The organism is Corynebacterium faecale (assembly GCF_030408735.1).
Lineage (GTDB): Bacteria > Actinomycetota > Actinomycetes > Mycobacteriales > Mycobacteriaceae > Corynebacterium > Corynebacterium faecale.
The window spans coordinates 733,444-750,042 of record NZ_CP047204.1 but is presented as its reverse complement, the minus strand read 5'-3'; the positions used below and the strand labels follow the sequence as shown (position 1 = coordinate 750,042).

Annotated in this window: 18 protein-coding genes, 2 tRNA genes and 1 other RNA gene; 7 read left to right on the top strand and 14 right to left on the bottom strand. The window is 59.1% G+C overall.

Annotated features, from left to right (window positions below):
* Positions 1-295: 295 nt before the first annotated feature.
* From CFAEC_RS03495 to CFAEC_RS14265, 3 genes are all read left to right on the top strand, one after another.
* Positions 296-910 (top strand): vitamin K epoxide reductase family protein, encoded by a 615-nt coding sequence (locus CFAEC_RS03495; protein WP_290278864.1) that lies wholly within the window; start codon positions 296-298, stop codon positions 908-910.
* A 95-nt stretch (positions 911-1,005) separates the two neighbouring features.
* Positions 1,006-1,434 carry a hypothetical protein gene (locus tag CFAEC_RS03490; protein WP_290278861.1) on the top strand — a complete coding sequence of 143 codons (429 nt, stop codon included), beginning with the start codon at positions 1,006-1,008 and terminating at the stop codon, positions 1,432-1,434.
* A gap of 68 nt (positions 1,435-1,502) precedes the next feature.
* On the top strand, positions 1,503-1,697 hold the full coding sequence (locus CFAEC_RS14265; protein ID WP_353960116.1) for an IS3 family transposase: 195 nt from the start codon (positions 1,503-1,505) through the stop codon (positions 1,695-1,697).
* A 423-nt stretch (positions 1,698-2,120) separates the two neighbouring features.
* Here CFAEC_RS14265 and ssrA read toward each other — a convergent pair.
* From ssrA to prfB, 6 genes are all read right to left on the bottom strand, one after another.
* Positions 2,121-2,497: a transfer-messenger RNA gene (ssrA, locus tag CFAEC_RS03485) on the bottom strand.
* A 63-nt stretch (positions 2,498-2,560) separates the two neighbouring features.
* A complete protein-coding gene (locus tag CFAEC_RS03480) occupies positions 2,561-2,929 on the bottom strand; it encodes a DUF488 domain-containing protein (RefSeq protein ID WP_290278858.1) in 369 nt (122 codons plus the stop codon).
* Positions 2,929-3,423, bottom strand: coding sequence for an SsrA-binding protein SmpB (gene smpB / locus CFAEC_RS03475; RefSeq protein WP_290278857.1), 495 nt, complete (start codon positions 3,421-3,423; stop codon positions 2,929-2,931). The genes CFAEC_RS03480 and smpB overlap by 1 nt, the downstream gene beginning before the upstream one ends.
* A 26-nt stretch (positions 3,424-3,449) precedes the next feature.
* On the bottom strand, positions 3,450-4,352 hold the full coding sequence (ftsX, locus tag CFAEC_RS03470) for a permease-like cell division protein FtsX (protein ID WP_290278855.1): 903 nt from the start codon (positions 4,350-4,352) through the stop codon (positions 3,450-3,452).
* A 12-nt stretch (positions 4,353-4,364) separates the two neighbouring features.
* On the bottom strand, positions 4,365-5,054 hold the full coding sequence (gene ftsE / locus CFAEC_RS03465; RefSeq protein ID WP_290278853.1) for a cell division ATP-binding protein FtsE: 690 nt from the start codon (positions 5,052-5,054) through the stop codon (positions 4,365-4,367).
* A 78-nt stretch (positions 5,055-5,132) separates the two neighbouring features.
* Positions 5,133-6,236: a peptide chain release factor 2 gene (prfB, locus tag CFAEC_RS03460; RefSeq protein WP_290278851.1), complete on the bottom strand. Its 1,104-nt coding sequence runs from the start codon at positions 6,234-6,236 to the stop codon at positions 5,133-5,135.
* A gap of 105 nt (positions 6,237-6,341) precedes the next feature.
* On the opposite strand from prfB, the gene CFAEC_RS03455 reads away from it, so the two are divergent.
* The gene (locus CFAEC_RS03455; RefSeq protein ID WP_290278849.1) at positions 6,342-7,208 is read left to right on the top strand and encodes an inositol monophosphatase family protein; all 867 of its coding nucleotides are present in this window, start codon (positions 6,342-6,344) and stop codon (positions 7,206-7,208) included.
* A gap of 6 nt (positions 7,209-7,214) precedes the next feature.
* A complete protein-coding gene (hisN, locus tag CFAEC_RS03450; protein WP_290278847.1) occupies positions 7,215-8,000 on the top strand; it encodes a histidinol-phosphatase in 786 nt (261 codons plus the stop codon).
* An 86-nt stretch (positions 8,001-8,086) separates the two neighbouring features.
* Here hisN and CFAEC_RS03445 read toward each other — a convergent pair whose 3' ends face one another.
* The 5 genes from CFAEC_RS03445 to CFAEC_RS03425 form a co-directional block, all read right to left on the bottom strand.
* Positions 8,087-9,175, bottom strand: coding sequence for a S1 family peptidase (locus CFAEC_RS03445; protein WP_290278846.1), 1,089 nt, complete (start codon positions 9,173-9,175; stop codon positions 8,087-8,089).
* Between the two features lie 151 nt (positions 9,176-9,326).
* On the bottom strand, positions 9,327-9,689 hold the full coding sequence (locus CFAEC_RS03440) for a biotin/lipoyl-containing protein (RefSeq protein ID WP_290278844.1): 363 nt from the start codon (positions 9,687-9,689) through the stop codon (positions 9,327-9,329).
* Positions 9,690-9,701: 12 nt separating this feature from the next.
* Positions 9,702-9,953 carry a hypothetical protein gene (locus CFAEC_RS03435; protein WP_290278841.1) on the bottom strand — a complete coding sequence of 84 codons (252 nt, stop codon included), beginning with the start codon at positions 9,951-9,953 and terminating at the stop codon, positions 9,702-9,704.
* A gap of 11 nt (positions 9,954-9,964) precedes the next feature.
* Positions 9,965-11,521 carry an acyl-CoA carboxylase subunit beta gene (locus CFAEC_RS03430; RefSeq protein ID WP_290278839.1) on the bottom strand — a complete coding sequence of 519 codons (1,557 nt, stop codon included), beginning with the start codon at positions 11,519-11,521 and terminating at the stop codon, positions 9,965-9,967.
* Between the two features lie 6 nt (positions 11,522-11,527).
* Positions 11,528-13,027, bottom strand: coding sequence for a methylmalonyl-CoA carboxytransferase subunit 5S (locus tag CFAEC_RS03425; RefSeq protein WP_290278837.1), 1,500 nt, complete (start codon positions 13,025-13,027; stop codon positions 11,528-11,530).
* Positions 13,028-13,231: 204 nt separating this feature from the next.
* Between CFAEC_RS03425 and CFAEC_RS03420 the strand changes: the two genes are divergently transcribed.
* On the top strand, positions 13,232-15,070 hold the full coding sequence (locus tag CFAEC_RS03420) for a BCCT family transporter (protein WP_290278835.1): 1,839 nt from the start codon (positions 13,232-13,234) through the stop codon (positions 15,068-15,070).
* 203 nt (positions 15,071-15,273) lie between these two features.
* On the opposite strand, the gene CFAEC_RS03415 is transcribed toward CFAEC_RS03420, so the two are convergent.
* Positions 15,274-15,347 (bottom strand) — tRNA-Met (locus CFAEC_RS03415).
* Between the two features lie 256 nt (positions 15,348-15,603).
* Here CFAEC_RS03415 and CFAEC_RS03410 point away from each other — a divergent pair.
* A complete protein-coding gene (locus CFAEC_RS03410) occupies positions 15,604-15,753 on the top strand; it encodes a hypothetical protein (protein WP_290278834.1) in 150 nt (49 codons plus the stop codon).
* Positions 15,754-15,973: 220 nt separating this feature from the next.
* On the opposite strand, the gene CFAEC_RS03405 is transcribed toward CFAEC_RS03410, so the two are convergent.
* A complete protein-coding gene (locus tag CFAEC_RS03405) occupies positions 15,974-16,360 on the bottom strand; it encodes a hypothetical protein (RefSeq protein WP_290278832.1) in 387 nt (128 codons plus the stop codon).
* A gap of 83 nt (positions 16,361-16,443) precedes the next feature.
* A tRNA-Met gene (locus CFAEC_RS03400) sits at positions 16,444-16,517 on the bottom strand.
* Positions 16,518-16,599: the final 82 nt, after the last annotated feature.

Below are 16,599 nucleotides of genomic sequence, written 5' to 3'. Positions count from 1 at the left end.
TTGCAATTCAAATCACACCCTCACCCCTTTATGATCCAAGCGATCCCGACGATGAGTCACACTGGGCCGCCCGCCACTCCCCTCCCCCACCATTGCGAATATCCCCTGCACCCCGCACCGATCACATTCCTGCCAATTATTCGCCAGCCCCCTGTGACATTGCCCCCTCCCCCTTTCATCCACACCCCCACCGCCTACACTTATTTTCCGACAGCGCTCCACAGCCTTATCCCCCTGATGTGGGTTCACGGGCGCATTATTCGTTCACGCCGGAGGTTTTCCAGTGTCCACACCAGTGTCCACACCAGTTTCCGCACCCGTGTCCACGGACACTCAGACACGCCTTCCCTCCCCACCTGCATGGCTGGGTTGGGTGCTGCTCATCGGTGGCCTCATCGGTCTGGCATGCTCGGTCATCATTATGAGTGAGAAACTCATCCTCCTGGAGAACCCGGACTACGTCACCAGCTGCGATCTGAATGAGGTCGTGTCCTGCGGGAGCGTGATGAAATCCGGCCAGGCCGCCGCCTTCGGCATCCCCAACCCCCTGTTCGGCATCGCAGGTTTCGCAGCAGTGGCAGCCATCGGCGCCGGAATCCTCGCTGGAGCACGCTTCCGCGGATGGTTCTGGTTCATCGCCGAGATCGGTCTGCTCTTAGCCACCATCTTCGTTCACTGGCTCGCTTATCAGTCGATGTTCGTAATCCGCGCGCTCTGCCCTTACTGCATGGTGGTCTGGGCTGTCACCATCATCATGTTCGTCACGGTCACCGCCTGGAATGTGAAAACCTACAGCGGATATGACAATGGCATCGTCCGTGGGCTCTACAAGTCCCAGATTGTGATCGCATTGGTCTGGTTGCTCATCATCGCCGCAACCGCCGCCTGGCAGTTCCGTTTCTACTTCTAGATTTTCTGGGGCATAGCCAATTGCCCCTACGGCCACCACACCAACGAAAGAGCGCTCCGGTCGCTCAATCACTGCTCACTCAATAGACTTCAGACATGGCAAGCACCCGCAGTCAACCCTTCTGGAAGAACGCCCTCGCCTGGCTTTCCTTTGCGCTCAGTGGAGTGGTCCTCATTATGTCCCCCACCATGGGATCCTTCCGCGATTTTCTTGCCGGGGCGATCATCGGAACGGCCATCCTTCTTCCCGGCATCTGGTGGACCATCTGCAACTTCCGGGATGCCAAAGCACGCAATACCTATATGGACAGCCTCCGGACACACGAGGAGCTCACGCTCCTTCTCGGCCCCACGGACCCTTCGGTGGTGCGCGGCATGGGTATTCTCCGCCCACCTAAACCTGTGAAGCGTCACTGGATGTACTTGAGCATCGTGTCGGTCCTGCTGGTCTTTGTCGCGGGAATGGTCGCACCTCCGGTCGAGGAAGTCGGCGAAACGCAGCCGAATATCAGCGAAAGTCCATAGCTCTCAGCCGTGCAAGGCTTTCCCAGCGCTTACGGGAATGAGAAGAGCCCCTCCCCCTGAATTACCAGGTGAGGGACTCTTTTGTGGAGCTGCCGGTCGCGGAGGATTTCTTCTCACACTTGAAGACCGAAATGTATCACCATTACGACTTTAAGAATCATCTCTCGGCTAGGACAGCGGTGATGGAATATATCAAGGGGCAGGTCACAACCGGCGCCGCCCGCATAGTAATAATAAGGGGCTGTCACCGGCGAATGCTTTGACCGCATATCAGCAGCAGTATGGATTAGCAGCAGCGTAAGAAGAATGATCAATCAAGCTGTCTCAAAAACTTGATGAGCGCACGCATTGCAGTGTGCTGGATCTGAGACTTCACCGTTGCTTTGGGCCTAAACAACTACTGGGCATTCTGCCGCCTTTTGTTGACTTCTATCTCCATGTGGAGGGTGGAAAGCTAAGCTCCTTGTAACAACCTGCAAGCGCGTGGGTTGTAGAACTGGGTGTCAGTGAGGTGGACACAGATGTCCCTTATCTCTTGTTGGCCCTACACCTCGATGTCATCGCTGATGCACTCAGCATCACCATCTTCAAGAACGATTGTGCCCAAAATGTGCCCAAAGAGAATGATTAGCCCCAAAAAATAGGGATAGAAAAGCCCCCTACCTGCATTAACAGATAGGGGGCCTCGGTGGAGCTGCCGGGAATTGAACCCGGGTCCTACGCTACTTTGCCAGGGCTTCTCCGTGCGCAGTTCGCACTATGATCTCTGCTTGGCCCTCCGGCTAGGACGAACACTTCCGGATGATGAGCCCAGTCGGCGGTAAGAGTCCCATCCAAACCCCGCTGACGCGGTCGGATAGCAAGTTCCTAAGTCGATGCCAGGATCCAGGGCAGGAACATCCCTGGGCTGACAGACACGCGGTCGCTACTTAGGCAGCGAGGGCGTAGTCGCGCTGAGACTTCTCGGCGCTTATTGGTTTGCTGCGACGCTCACGGTGGTCTCCAGCCTTCACCGGCACGCTTCCCCTGGCTCAATCAACGTAGTCGAAACCATGTCAGCCCCGTTGGTTGTCTGCGGTGGGCTCGTGCGAGTTCCGCAGGATGCTCCACGTTACTGCATCCGCCCCTATTTTGGCAAGGGTGTTTCATTAAGCCATTCCATCAACACCACCGCGTGGTTGTGTTCGCGGTCGGCGGCGCCATAGAGCAAGGTGACATCCACTCGGGCGGCCTCACCCAGCAACTTGTCCAGATCCTCCGCGTCGCGATCATCCAGTTCGGCCCGGTATCTCAGGCTGAATTCCTCGAACTTTTCCGGATCATGGTTGAACCACTGTCGGAGCTCGCTACTGGGTGCAACATCCTTCAACCAGTAATCGGGCTGGAGTTCCTCTTTGGACACACCACGCGGCCACAGCCGATCCACCAGGATGGTGGTGCCGTGAGTCGGTGCGCCCTTGAGCACATCGTGAACCTTCGCGATGTGGATGGGCATCAACCGGTGATGCCCTTGATACGGCGGCCCAGTTCGCGGGTCACTTCGCGTTCCTCGGTGCGGCGTTTGATGTCCTGGCGCTTGTCGTAGTCCTGCTTACCCTGTGCCAGTCCCAGTTCCAGCTTGACCCGGCCGTTCTTCAGGTACAGCTTCAGTGGAATCAGGGTGCGGTTGCCATCGCGGACTTTACCCATCAGCGAGTCGATCTCCTTGCGGTTGAGCAGGAGCTTTCGTGTTCGCTTCGGGGTGTGGTTGGTCCAGCTGCCCATTGAATAGGTGGGGATGTGCAGACTGTGGAGCCAGACCTCGCCGTTGTCGATGATGGCAAAAGCATCAACCAGAGATGCCTTTCCTTCACGCAGGGATTTGATCTCAGTGCCCACCAGCACCACGCCCGCCTCCCAGGTGTCAAGAATCTGGTAGTCATGGCGGGCCTTGCGGTTGGTTGCGAGAACCTGGTTGTTCTCATCAACTTTCTTCTTTTTCTTCGCCATAGTCTTACCAGTGTACGGCAGGGCCTCTACTTGCGGACGTAATACCTCAATGTCACCTGCGCGATGAGTCCTGCCACGACCACTCCGATGCCGGAAATGACGGGCGCGATGGTCCAGATGTCGGTGGTGGTCACCGGGGCGATCAGCTGTGATTCATACAGCCCACGCAGGGCCTTGTCGATCACCAATTCCTTGCCCAGGAACAACCCTGCGGTGGCCAGGACCGCTCCGATGAGCGTGGCCAGCACCGCTTCCAACACAAACGGTGCCTCGGTGTACCAGCGCGAGGCGCCAACAATACGCATGATCTCTGTTTCCTCACGCCTGCTGTAGGCGGCGATCTGCACCATGTTGGCAATCAGGAAGATCGAGGCCAGGATCTGTACAGCCGCGATGAGGAAGGTGGCGTTGCGGATGGAATCCAGGTTGTCGGTGGCACCGCGGAGATCATCAACCTGGTCAATGACAGCGGTGACCTGGGGTAATTCACGCAGCGGGTCCAGCACATCCACGGCCAGTGGGTCCTCGAGACGGACATGGAAGGCCGCCGGCAGTGCATCCGGGGAGGTCTCGGCCACCAGGATCGGGTCGGTGTATTCGAAGACCTCCACAAACCGTTGATAGGACTGCTCACGGGAACGGTAGGTGATGGAATCAATGCCGTCCAGGCCCTCGAGCTGTTCACGGACCTCCACGCAGGACTCATTCAGGCAGTCAGCATCGGTGGCGGAGGTGTCCTCATCCAGCTGGATCATCACTTCAACGCGGTCGAGGTAGATGTCCTTGGTGCGGTCGGTCATGTTGGTCACCAGGAAACCGGTGGCCAACAGGGCCAGGGAGATGGAGGTGGTGATGACCAGTGCGAGCGTCATGGTGAGATTGCGACCCATGCCGCGCAGGGCCTCACGGAGAACGTAGAAGAATGACATGTCAGATCCGCCCTATCGCATTTCGCCGTAGACACCGTGGGCATCATCGCGGACCAGCTTGCCCAGACGAAGCTCAATCACACGGCGACGCATGTCATCAACAGTTCGGGCGTTGTGGGTGGACATGATCACGGTGGTGCCCAGTCGGTTGATGCGGTTGAGCAGGATCATGATCTCATCAGAGGTGTCCGGATCGAGGTTGCCGGTTGGTTCGTCGGCAAGCAACACCAGCGGGCGGTTCACAAACGCGCGCGCAATGGCAACGCGCTGCTGTTCACCGCCGGAGAGCTCATTGGGCATGCGGTTGGCCTTGCCTGCAAGGCCAACCATCTCAAGGGTTTCCGGCACGAGATCGGAGATGCGGTCCTTCTTCTTCCCGATCACCTCGAGGGCGAAGGCCACGTTGTCGTAGACATTCTTGTTCTTCAACAGTCGAAAATCCTGGAAAACATATCCGATCCGCTGACGCAGCCTGTTCACCTGCGCGCCTTTGAGTTTGTTCACGTGGAAGTCAGCAATGTGGAGATCACCGGAACTCAGGTTCTCCTCGCGGGTCATCAGCTGTAGGAAGGTGGATTTACCGGAACCCGAGGGGCCGATGAGGAAAACGAACTCGCCTTTGTCAATGGTCAACGAAACGCTGTCCAGAGCCGGGCGGGTTGATGTCCTGTAATTTTTGGTGACATTCTCGAACGTGATCACGCGTCACACTCTATCCAACCCCGGGTGCCCGGTGAAACGCCTGCGGTCATATTAGCCGGGTATTGGCAGAAACAGGCCTTAATTCTCCTGCTGCTGCGCCATGCGCCAGCGGATGCCCGCCTCCAGGAGACCATCGATATCACCATCGAGGACCTTGGATGGGTCTCCCACCTCATAGTTGGTGCGCAGATCCTTGACCATCTGGTACGGGTGCAGCACATAGGAGCGCATCTGGTTACCCCAGGATGCGTTGCCGCCAGCGCCCAGGGCGTCCATCTCGGCGCGTTCCTCCTGGCGCTGCTTTTCCAGAAGCTTTGCCTGGAGAACCCTCATGGCCGAAGCCTTGTTCTGGATCTGGGATTTCTCGTTCTGGCAGGTCACCACGATTCCGGTCGGGATGTGGGTGAGGCGGACGGCGGAGTCGGTGGTGTTCACGGATTGACCACCCGGGCCGGAGGAGCGGTAGACATCCACGCGGACATCGGCGTCCGGGATGTCAATGGAGTCCACATGTTCCACCACGGGCAGCACCTCAACCTCGGCAAACGAGGTCTGGCGGCGGCCCTGGTTGTCGAAGGGACTGATGCGGACCAGACGGTGGGCACCCTGCTCCACCGAGAGTTGGCCGTACATGTAATCACCGTGCACCACGAAGGTGGCGGACTTGATGCCGGCTTCCTCCGCGTATGAAATGTCATAGACATCCACCTTGTGACCATTCTTCTCAGCCCAACGGGTGTACATGCGCATGAGCATCTCAGCCCAGTCAGCGGCATCCACACCACCGGCACCGGAGCGGATGTTAATCACTGCTTCGCGGGCATCATATTCGCCGGAGAGCATGGTCTTGACCTCCAGGGCGTCAATGCCCTTGCGGAGATCAGCCAGCTCCTCGTCCACGATGGAGGTATCGTCGCCCTCCTCCTCCGACAGTTCATACATGATCGGAAGATCGTCCAGTCGCTGACGCAGGTCGGTGACTTTACGCAGTTCGGCCTGCACATGGGACAGTTCTGAGGTGACCTGCTGTGCGTGGTCGGGGTTATCCCATAGACCCGGATCGGCGGCCTGTGCCTCCAGTTCGCGAACGCGGTCGGACAGCTCCTCTGGGTTGAGGATCTTCTCAATGGTGGTGAGGGTGCTGTCGAGCTCGGAAAGTTCTGCAGAGATTTCGGGACGCATATCTGAATATGTTACCTGCTCTCAGTTTTCACTCCTCTATTCCTCTCTGATCCAACCCGCCCCCACATTCAGCAGAGTCAACAGCCACGATGCACAATAGAGGGCATGAGTAATACTGAGCAGGCGCATCCGGCCGCAACACTTGATGACATGATCGCCACCATCACCAAGACCTTCGTGATCGCCCATGAGCAGGACTCGGATGAGCACCTGGCTCAGGCACTGGTGTACAACGCCGGCCGTCTGGCCTGGCGCATGCGCGAAAACGGACTGGATACCGACTTCAAAACCTCGGTCTCCGACGTGGTCACGGATGCTGACCGCGCAGCGGAAGCTTTCGTCGCCGGTGCGTTGGAGGCCCTGCGCCCCGAAGACGGTGTCGTGGGTGAAGAGGGTGCCAACCGGGCGTCGCAAAGCGGGCGTTTCTGGGTCGTTGACCCGGTGGATGGCACCTATAATTTCACCCGCGGATCTGATTATTGGTGCAGCGCCATCGCGCTGGTGGAAGGCGATCCCAGCGCTCCGGAGCGTCTGCTGTTCGGTGCGGTGCACCGCCCCGCGATGGGTTATACGTGGTTCGGGGGGCCGGGAATCCGGACCACCCGCGATGGCAGGGAACTACCTGTGCTTATCGACGAACCCCTCTCCCGCACCGCCCTAGCCACCTACATCCACCCCACGTGGCTGGCCAACAGCGAGGTCAGCGCCGCGTGGAATGCGGTCGCCACCCAACCTGCGTCCCTGCGCATGCTCGGCGCCGGGTCCGTTGATCTGGGTGGTGTGGCCGATGGCACCAGCGGGGTGTGGATGCAGCACAGCGTCGCTGACTGGGACTGGCTGCCCGGCCGTGCGCTCGTGGAGGGTGTCGGCGGCGCCGCCATCAAGGTAGAGGCCGGAGGCGTGGAATGGTGTGTCGCGGGCAATGTTCAGGCGGTATCCGAGGTCGCGGATACCCTCGGCGAACTAGGATAGTTCCTTATGAGTAATTATGCAGACGATCTCGCACTAGCACTCGAACTGGCAGAGCTTGCCGATTCGATCACCCTCGACCGCTTCGAGGCCACCGATCTTGATGTATCCACCAAACCAGATATGTCCCCGGTCAGTGACGCCGACCTGGCTGTGGAAACCGCACTGCGGGAAAAAATCGCAGCAGCCCGCCCCGCCGACGCCATCCTTGGCGAGGAGTTCGGTGGCGAGGCGGAATTCTCCGGCCGCCAGTGGGTCATCGATCCGATCGACGGTACCAAGAACTTCGTCCGTGGGGTTCCCGTGTGGGCCACCCTCATCGCCCTGCTTGATAACGGCCGCCCCGTCGCCGGTGTCATCTCCGCACCGGCACTCGCGCGCCGCTGGTGGGCCGCCGAAGGCTCCGGTGCCTGGCGCACCTTCAACGGCAGCTCCCCCCGCAAGCTCTGTGTCTCCTCCGTCACCGACATCACGGATGCGTCCCTGTCCTTCTCCTCCCTCGAGGGCTGGCAGGCCCGTGACCTTCGGGAGAATTTTGTTGCACTCTCCGACACCACCTGGCGCCTGCGCGGTTATGGTGATTTCTTCTCCTACTGCCTGGTCGCCGAAGGAGCCGTGGATATCGCCGCGGAACCTGAGGTATCCCTCTGGGACCTGGCGCCGCTGTCCATCCTGGTCACCGAAGCCGGCGGACGTTTCACCTCCCTCGCGGGTGAGGACGGCCCCCACGGTGGCGATGCCGTGGCCACCAACGGCGCACTCCATGACGATGTGCTGAAGTGCCTCAACGGCTAACTCTCTGCCTGGGTCAAGATGGAAAAGGCACCCCACGGATCTCCCGTGGGGTGCCTTCTGTTTTAAGTGATTCCTATCGCCGGGAGCTACTCCCCCGCGAGGGTGAACCCACGCCCGGGGCCTTCCTGAAGCTCCATCTCGGTGAGGATGCGATCCATGTTCACCGACAGGGACGGCATGAAGAATGGCCCCTGGAGAGGGGTTCGGCAGGACAGATCGTGGTTGGGCAGTACACCTCCGGAGACCAGCCCCACCACTCGCCCATTGACGATCACCGGCCCACCGGAATCACCCCGCATGGCACACAGCTGTGACATGGTGAGACGCTCATCGGCGGTCCACACCAGACCACAGGTGAATCCGGTGGCCACACCGGACTTGCACACCTCCTGCAGATTGGAGGTCTTTCCGCCCAGACCGTTGACCGTCACGCCGTTGTAGGAATTGGAGATATCCGCATTGGAGCCGAACTCGATCACGGAATAATCATCATTGGCGCCATTGGACACGATTGTGCCGGCCTCACCCACCCAGAATGAGTCCGCGGAACGGACAGCGTCACCGGGTTTTCCGCAGTGTCCCGCGGTGATACCGATCTTGCGACCATCCGCATCCGTGCCGGTCACCGCGAGGGTGCACAGCGAGCTCTGACCGAGGTAGATCGGGGTGCCGGGGCCGAATAATGACCTGCCCTCCGCCTCTGTGGCCTTGGAGTCGGCAGGAACCGCGGGCTGGTTGAACCAGGATCCCGGCACCCGGTGGATGACCTCACCAGGGGTCATCGCCATGATCTGGGCCTGAAGGTCAGTGCGCACCGTGTAGTTGGGCAGTGGCTGTTCCACCCGGGGCAGGTCAGGGGCCAGCAGCGGGGTTTCCACGATCACACTCGCCCCCGGGGTCTCCCCCACGGTGCCGTATGGGTTGGAGGATGGGCGGGCGTCGGCTGGCAGCAGGCCAGCGTCAATTCCCGCGTCCACCCCAGCGGCGATGCTGGCGTTGATATTGCTGTTGGCGGCCTCGTCGAACTGCTCGGCCGGGGCGCGGTCAACGGTGATCCCGAACTGGGAAAGTGTCACATTCGCCTGATCAACCACTGCGGCGGTATCCACCCACTGCGCGGCATGCGCGGTCGGTGCCAAAAAGGTCACCCCGGCCGCCAGAATGGAGGTTGTCAAGACGGTACGGCGTGAAACCGGGAGGCGCATGTGTATCTTTAGTTCACTTTCACAACGAAAAAACGGGCAATGGAGTACATATTGCCATGCCCGTCGTTATTTTCGTCGCGCTAAACGCAAACTGTGATGCAATCGTCCGGAAGGGGCGTCGCTAACTGATCTCGATGAGTGATTGCCCTCCCTGGACCGCCTCACCCTCCTTGACGTTGATGGCACCGACCACGCCTGCAGCCGGTGCGGTGATCTCAGTTTCCATTTTCATGGCTTCCAGGATCAACAGCACCTGACCTGCTTCGATGGCATCTCCTTCAGCGACCAGGACCTTGAACACCGAGCCTGCGAGAGGGGCGACAACCGCGTTGGCGGCCACACCCTGAATGGAGGCGGTGGTGGGGGCAGCGGGGGTGTTTCCACGTGAGGAGCCGATGATGATCTGGCCGAGCGGTTTCTGCTCCTCCTCCACCTCCACCTCGACGCTGTATGCGATTCCGTTGACAGTTACCTTGAGTTTCATTGGTGGTGCCCTTTACAGACGATTCGAGTGGTCCTGGACGCGCTGCCTACCCTGCGCGGCCCAGGTGCGGTGACGGTGGAGTTTCACGGCTTTCACCTTGCCGCGGTTGCCCAGATACGCGGACACAGCCGCGGAGATCGCCATGAGGATGTCCTCCGGGATGTCGGCGTCGGAGCGTGCGCGGAGCTCTTTGAGCTCCGCCTCCACGGTGTCCAGGCGTTGCGAGAGCTTATCGACGAGTTCCTGAAGCTGCTGCTGATCCATGATCTATTCCCCTATGCCGGTCCGAGTCCGTGTTTCTTGGACGGACGGTGGGTGCGCTTGTTCGCCAGCACCATGAGTGCATCGGCGATCTGGAGGCGGGTTTCAGCAGGATCGATGATGTCATCGACCAAACCGCGGGAAGCCGCCATGAATGGTGAGGAGAAGGTGTCCTTATACTCCTGGATCAGCTCTTCCCGGCGCGCCTCCTGGTCTTCGGCTTCTGCGATCTCGCGTCGGAAAACCACATTGACAGCACCATCGGCGCCCATGACGGCGATCTCTGCGGTAGGCCAGGCGAACACACGGTCCGCGCCGAGGTCCTTGGAGCACATCGCGAGGTGCGCCCCACCGTAGGACTTGCGCAGCACCACGGTGATCTTCGGGACGGTGGCTGCGGAGTAGGCGTAGAGCATCTTCGCGCCGTGCCGGATGATTCCGCCATGTTCCTGTGCCACACCCGGCATGAATCCGGGGACATCCACCAGGGTGACCAGGGGGATGTTGAAGGCGTTGCAGAAACGGATGAAGGAGCTTGCCTTGTCGGAGGAGTTGATGTCCAGAACTCCGGACATCACCTGTGGCTGGTTGGCCACGATGCCCACGGTTCGTCCGACCACGCGGCCGAATCCGACCACGATGTTGCGGGCGAAACCTTCCTGGACCTCCAGGAAATCGGCGTTGTCTACGATCCGGGCGATTACCTCGCGGACATCGTAGCCCTTCTTGCCGTCGATGGGGACGATGTCCAGGAGGCTCTCATCAGGTTCTACCACCGGATCCGGGTCAACCACCGGGGGTTCCTCGGTGTTGTTCTGGGGCAGGAAACTCAGGAGCTTCTGGGCGATGAGGATGGCCTGCTCATCATTGTCGGCCTCGAAATGGATGTTGCCGGCCTTCGCCATGTGGGCGTCCACGCCACCGAGCTGTTCCGCCGTAACATCCTCGCCGGTGACGGACTTGATCACACCGGGGCCCGTGATGAACATCTGGGCCCCACGGACCTGGATGATGAAGTCGGTCAGTGCCGGCGAGTATGCCGCGCCACCGGCACAGGGGCCGGCGATGATGGATACCTGCGGCACCAGCCCGGAGAGCAGGACATTGTGGTAGAAAACCTTGCCGTATCCGGAGAGGGAATCAATGCCTTCCTGGACGCGGGCTCCACCGGAATCGTTGATGAACACGAATGGGGTGCCGGTGGTGGCGGAGGCGTCCATCATGGCTGCGACCTTCTCGGACTGCTTCTCACCTGCGGAGCCGCCCATCACGGTGAAGTCCTGGCTGGCAATGTGGACGGGGCGTCCGTAGACGGCGCCCACGCCGGTGACCACACCGTCGGCCGGGGCATCTGCCTTGTCCATGCCGAAATGGGTGCTGCGGTGTTTCGCGAACATCCCCGTCTCGCGGAAGGTTCCCTCATCCACCAGGTTGCTCACACGTTCACGTGCAGACAGCCGGCCCTTTTCGTGTTGCTTGTCAATCCTCGCCTGTCCTCCGCCGAGGCTGACGCGGCTTCGTTCCTCAGCCAGCGCCTCGAGGCGTTCCCGCATGCTTTTTTCCTGTGCCATCTTCTTCTACTCTCCCGGCTCTACCTTGACGGTCTGGCTACGGCCACCAACGGTGACCTTGTACGTGATGGGCTCCTGCAGTGCATTTGACTGCCCCTTGGCCGCAGCTTTCTCCTTCTCCAACTGCTCAGCGGTCTTGCCCACATTCTTCGGCCCCTCAGGACGAGTGGTGAAGAAGCCCGGGGCGACACCCGGGAACAGAGCATTGGTGAGCACATCCTCATCGGAGCCGTCGAATCCCTCGAGTCCTTCAGCCTGGGTACGGAGTTCGTCCCATTCCGGTTCCAGCAGGTCTGCCGGACGGACCGTGATCGGTTCCTTCTTGGCCTGGGCCTGGGCCTGGCTGATCAGGTCTGCATTTCTCTCACCGATGCACTCGCCGTAGTAACCGAGCATGAGGTCGGCGAACTCCGCAGTCATGACCTTGTAGCGCCCCATGAGCACGTTGAACACAGCCTGGGTGCCCACGATCTGCGAGGACGGTGTGACCAGTGGCGGATAACCCGCATCCTTGCGCACCAGTGGCACTTCAAGCATGACCTCCTCCATGCGGTCCTCTGCACCCTGGGCGCGGAGCTGCCCTTCCATGTTGGAGAGCATTCCTCCGGGGATCTGGGACTGGAAGATGTTGGTGTTGATCAGGGTCTTGGATTCAAATTCTGCATACTTCGGACGCACCGACTTGAAGTGGTCGCGGACCTTGAGCAGTCGATCCATGTCCAGGCCGGTGTCGTAGTCTGTTCCTTCCAGCATTTCGACCAGCGCTTCGGTGGGGTTGTGGCCCGGGCCGAGTGACATGGATGAGATCGCTGTGTCCACCACGTCTGCACCGGCCTCGATGGCCTTCTGCAGGGTGACCATGGTGACACCGGTGGTGGAGTGCGCGTGGACGTTGATCTGGGTGTCCTCACCGTAGGTCTCTTTGATGCCACGGATGATGTCGAATGCCGGTTGGGGTTTGAGCAGTGCAGCCATGTCCTTCAAGGCGATGGAGTCCGCACCCATGTCCAGGAGACGTCCGGCCTGCTGGATGTAGCCCTCCACATCGTGCAGGGGTGAGGTGGTGTAACAGATGGTGCCCTGGGCGTGCCCGTCCACCTTCTTCACTGCCTTCATGGCGTGTTCGAGGTTCCGGGGGTCATTGAGGGCATCGAAGACACGGAAGATGTCCATGCCGTTCTCCTTGGACTTCTCCACGAACTTGTCCACCACCATGTCCTCATAGTGACGGTAGCCCAGGAGATTCTGCCCACGCAGCAGCATCTGCAGCTGAGAGTTGGGCATCAGCTTCCGGAAAGTGCGGAGACGCTCCCAGGGGTCTTCGTTGAGGAATCGGATGCAGGCATCGAAGGTGGCACCTCCCCAGCACTCCACACTCCAATAGCCGGCCTTATCGATATCTTCACACGCATCAACCATGTCCTCCATGGCCATGCGGGTTGCCATCAGACTCTGGTGTGCATCACGCAGAGCAACTTCAGTTACGCCAATTTTTCGTGGGCTCATAACTTTCAATCTAGAGGTGTTATGCAGTTCTCGCCACGAAACTAAGAGTGTTATTGGTCATACCTACCGTTTAGGGCGGGCATCCGGTATCAGATTCCAGAACATATCGCTTAAGTTGTCATCCCCCCACCGCTGAAACCAAGGGAACCCCCACGGGACTAAACTGGCGGCATTGATCATTCCATAGAGATAAGGATCATTCCGATGAATACCCCTGGGGCACCCAAGAAACGTCTTCCCAGCGCTTTGAAAAAAGCCTCGTCCGGCGAACGTTCCATTCACCCCGCACTGGTACCGGGTATCAGCGTGGATGACACAGATGCGAAGTTTCCCACCAGCAAATCGGTGTTCGCTGTAGCACTGCTCTTTTCCGCCGCAGTCTTCATCTGGGCGGTCATCTCACCCACCGGCATCAATCAAGTGGGCACCACCATGCAGGGTTGGGTGGTGGAGAACTTCGCCTGGTTCTTCGGCGCTCTCATCGTGGCGGTCACTCTCTTCATGCTGGTGATCGGTTTTGCCCCCACCGGCAGAATTCCCCTCGGGGATGATGACAGCGAACCGGACTATTCCACCACGTCCTGGATCTCCATGCTGTTCGCCGCAGGTCTGGGCATCGGTCTGATCTTCTACGGGCCGATGGAACCGCTCATCCACTTCCTCACTCCCCCGCCGGGTTCCAGCCTCGAGGCGGAATCCAGCGGACTGGTCACCCAGGCCATCGCGCAGGCCATCCTGCACCAGGCATCCCTGGCGTGGCCCGTCTACGCACTCGTCGGCGGATCCATCGCATACGCCTCCTACCGACGGGGTCGCCTGCCACTGATCTCATCCCTGTTTGAACCTGTCTTCCCCGGTGGCAACAACCGTGTCCTGGGAAAGATCATTGATATCTTCGCCGTGCTGGTCACCCTCTTCGGCACCGCCACCTCCCTCGGCATCGGTGCCCTGCAGATCCAGACCGGCACCTCGATCGTCACGGGCCAAGATGTCAGCGGTGATACCTTCCTCATCATCGCGATCACCCTCCTGACCGTGATCTTCATCTTCTCCGCGGTATCCGGTGTGAAGAAGGGCATCCGCATGCTCTCCAATGCGAACATGCTGTTGGTCATCGGCTTGACCCTGTTCGCGCTGCTCGCGGGCCCGACTGTGTTCCTGTTGGACCTCGTACCCGCCACGCTGCTCACCTTTGTCGACGGTCTACCCGCCATGCTCACCGTCTACCCGAGCGAGGGCGAGACAGAGAAGATCTTCCTCCAGAGCTGGACCACACTCCTGTGGGCATGGTGGATCTCCTGGTCACCTTTCGTGGGCATGTTCATAGCCAAAATCTCCCGGGGCCGGACACTACGCGAGTTCGTCGTCGTGGTGGTGCTCGTCCCATCGGGCATCTCCATGCTGTGGTTCATCATCTTCGGTGGCTCCACCATCTGGCAGCGCATGAACGGCGGCGACATGGAGATCAAGGGTTCCGGCGAGAACGTCATGTTCGACCTGATGGGCAATCTGCCGTTCGCAACCATTACCTCCATCATCGTCCTCATTGCGATCGTGATCTTCTTCGTCACCGCGGCGGATTCCGCCACCAACGTGATGGGATCGATGTCCCAATCCGGCCGCACCGTCCCATCCAAACCGGTCACCATCATCTGGGGCTCCATGCTGGGCCTGGTGGCAATGTCGCTGCTGTTGGCCGGTGGTCAGAATGCGCTCTCTGGACTCCAATCCATCATGGTCACGTGCGCACTCCCCTTCGCGATCATTCTCGTCGGCGTGATGATCTCCTGGGCCATCGACCTGAAAAACGATCCGATGATGATCCGCCGAACCTACGCCCTCGCCGCGATCCGGAAGGGCGTGACGCAGGGTATCGATGAACACGGGGATGACTTCATCTTCGGTGTCACCCAGGTGAAGAAGGACGAGGGTGCCGGCGCTGACTTCGACAGCGAGGATCCGAGTCTCACGGAATGGTTCACCGATGCCACACCCGATGACCCGGAGGATCCCGACGTCATCGTCAAACGCAAACCGCGCTGACCGTCGCCCGCCCCGCGACGCAGGCGGGGCGTCGACAAGCGTGCTTAACGACGAAAAACATCAAGCTAAGTAAAAATATGTGCTTTTACCTGTCTAGATTCCACAGACAAACTTCTTGATGCCTCCCGACCCCCAGAATCCGGGTAAATCCCGAAACGCCAGAATCCCCTTCAACCGAAGCTGAAGGGGATTCTGGGAAGTAGTAGCGGGGGCAGGATTCGAACCTACGACCTCTGGGTTATGAGCCCAGCGAGCTACCGAGCTGCTCCACCCCGCGACGCGGTGCTGTATAAACATCACCTGAACCATCAAGCAATCTTGCTGGCTACGAGTGATGACTATACATGAGAACCCGATAAACCCCAATTATGGGTACCCACCAGGCAGTTATCCGTCAAGAAAAATAGATCTTCAACCCGGATGTGCCTTAGCGGTTTTGCTGCTATTATTCACGCGTAGCGCACCGGGAAGGTTTCCCTACGTAGAAGCACAGTATGCCTCTCGCTTTCCCGCCCTCCTTGAAAGGACTCCCGTTGACGGATTTCACCGCCTTCCAACAGATGGCACAGGCAATCGCCAATAACATCCTCGAGTTTCCACTTCTCATCGAACTCGTAGTTGGCACCATCATGCTCGCCCCGTTCTTCGATGCCGCCCTGCAGACCTTCGGGGCATCTTCTTAAAAATCGGTACCCTCCCCACCCCTATCTAGGAGTCCTTTCGTGCATTATTTTGAAACCTTCGCTGGCTTCTACTCCAACCTCCCGATAATCGGAAGTAGCCTCGGGCTGGTATTCAGCGCCATCAGTGGCCTGCTGTCTCTCTAACCCCAAGCATCACATTACAAATCCTCCAGGGCCCACCACGGCGCTGGAGGATTTTTCCTATCTTCCTGGGGCCCTGTCAGCTGATCTCATTGTCTTCTTGATCTTCACTGAACATGCTGAAATATTCCACGCCGTCAAATTGCCCGATAACTCTTCTCACTGCCCCATAGACCTGCATGCTCAGGGCATCCAAACCTGGATCACGCGCACTAGTGAAAACCAACCGGTAATTAATTGAGGAAAGCACATGATGGGCAGGGTCAACAGTCCCACCGAACTGTTCGTGCCAATAACCCTTCAACCCCATGATGTCTTCGTTCGATGGCGTGATAGCGGGACTCTGGTTCGCGGGCAGGAAACCCAGTTCCTGCAATTCATCCTGCAGCATGGTGGCGATGGTGTGCGTCTGGTTCTCACTGGCATATAAAAACAACTCTTCCAGATATCTCCAGCGGGTGATCATGCCCCCAAGATACAGCAGCTGGAACATCCCCGATCAACGCCAAAATCCCCTTCAACCGAAGTTGAAGAGGATTCTGGGAGTAGTAGCGGGGGCAGGATTCGAACCTACGACCTCTGGGTTATGAGCCCAGCGAGCTACCGAGCTGCTCCACCCCGCGACGCGGTGCTATTAAATTTCACCTTAATTGACAGGCACTGGAACTAACTTCCGTGTTCCTGACGACATTGAATAACTATACA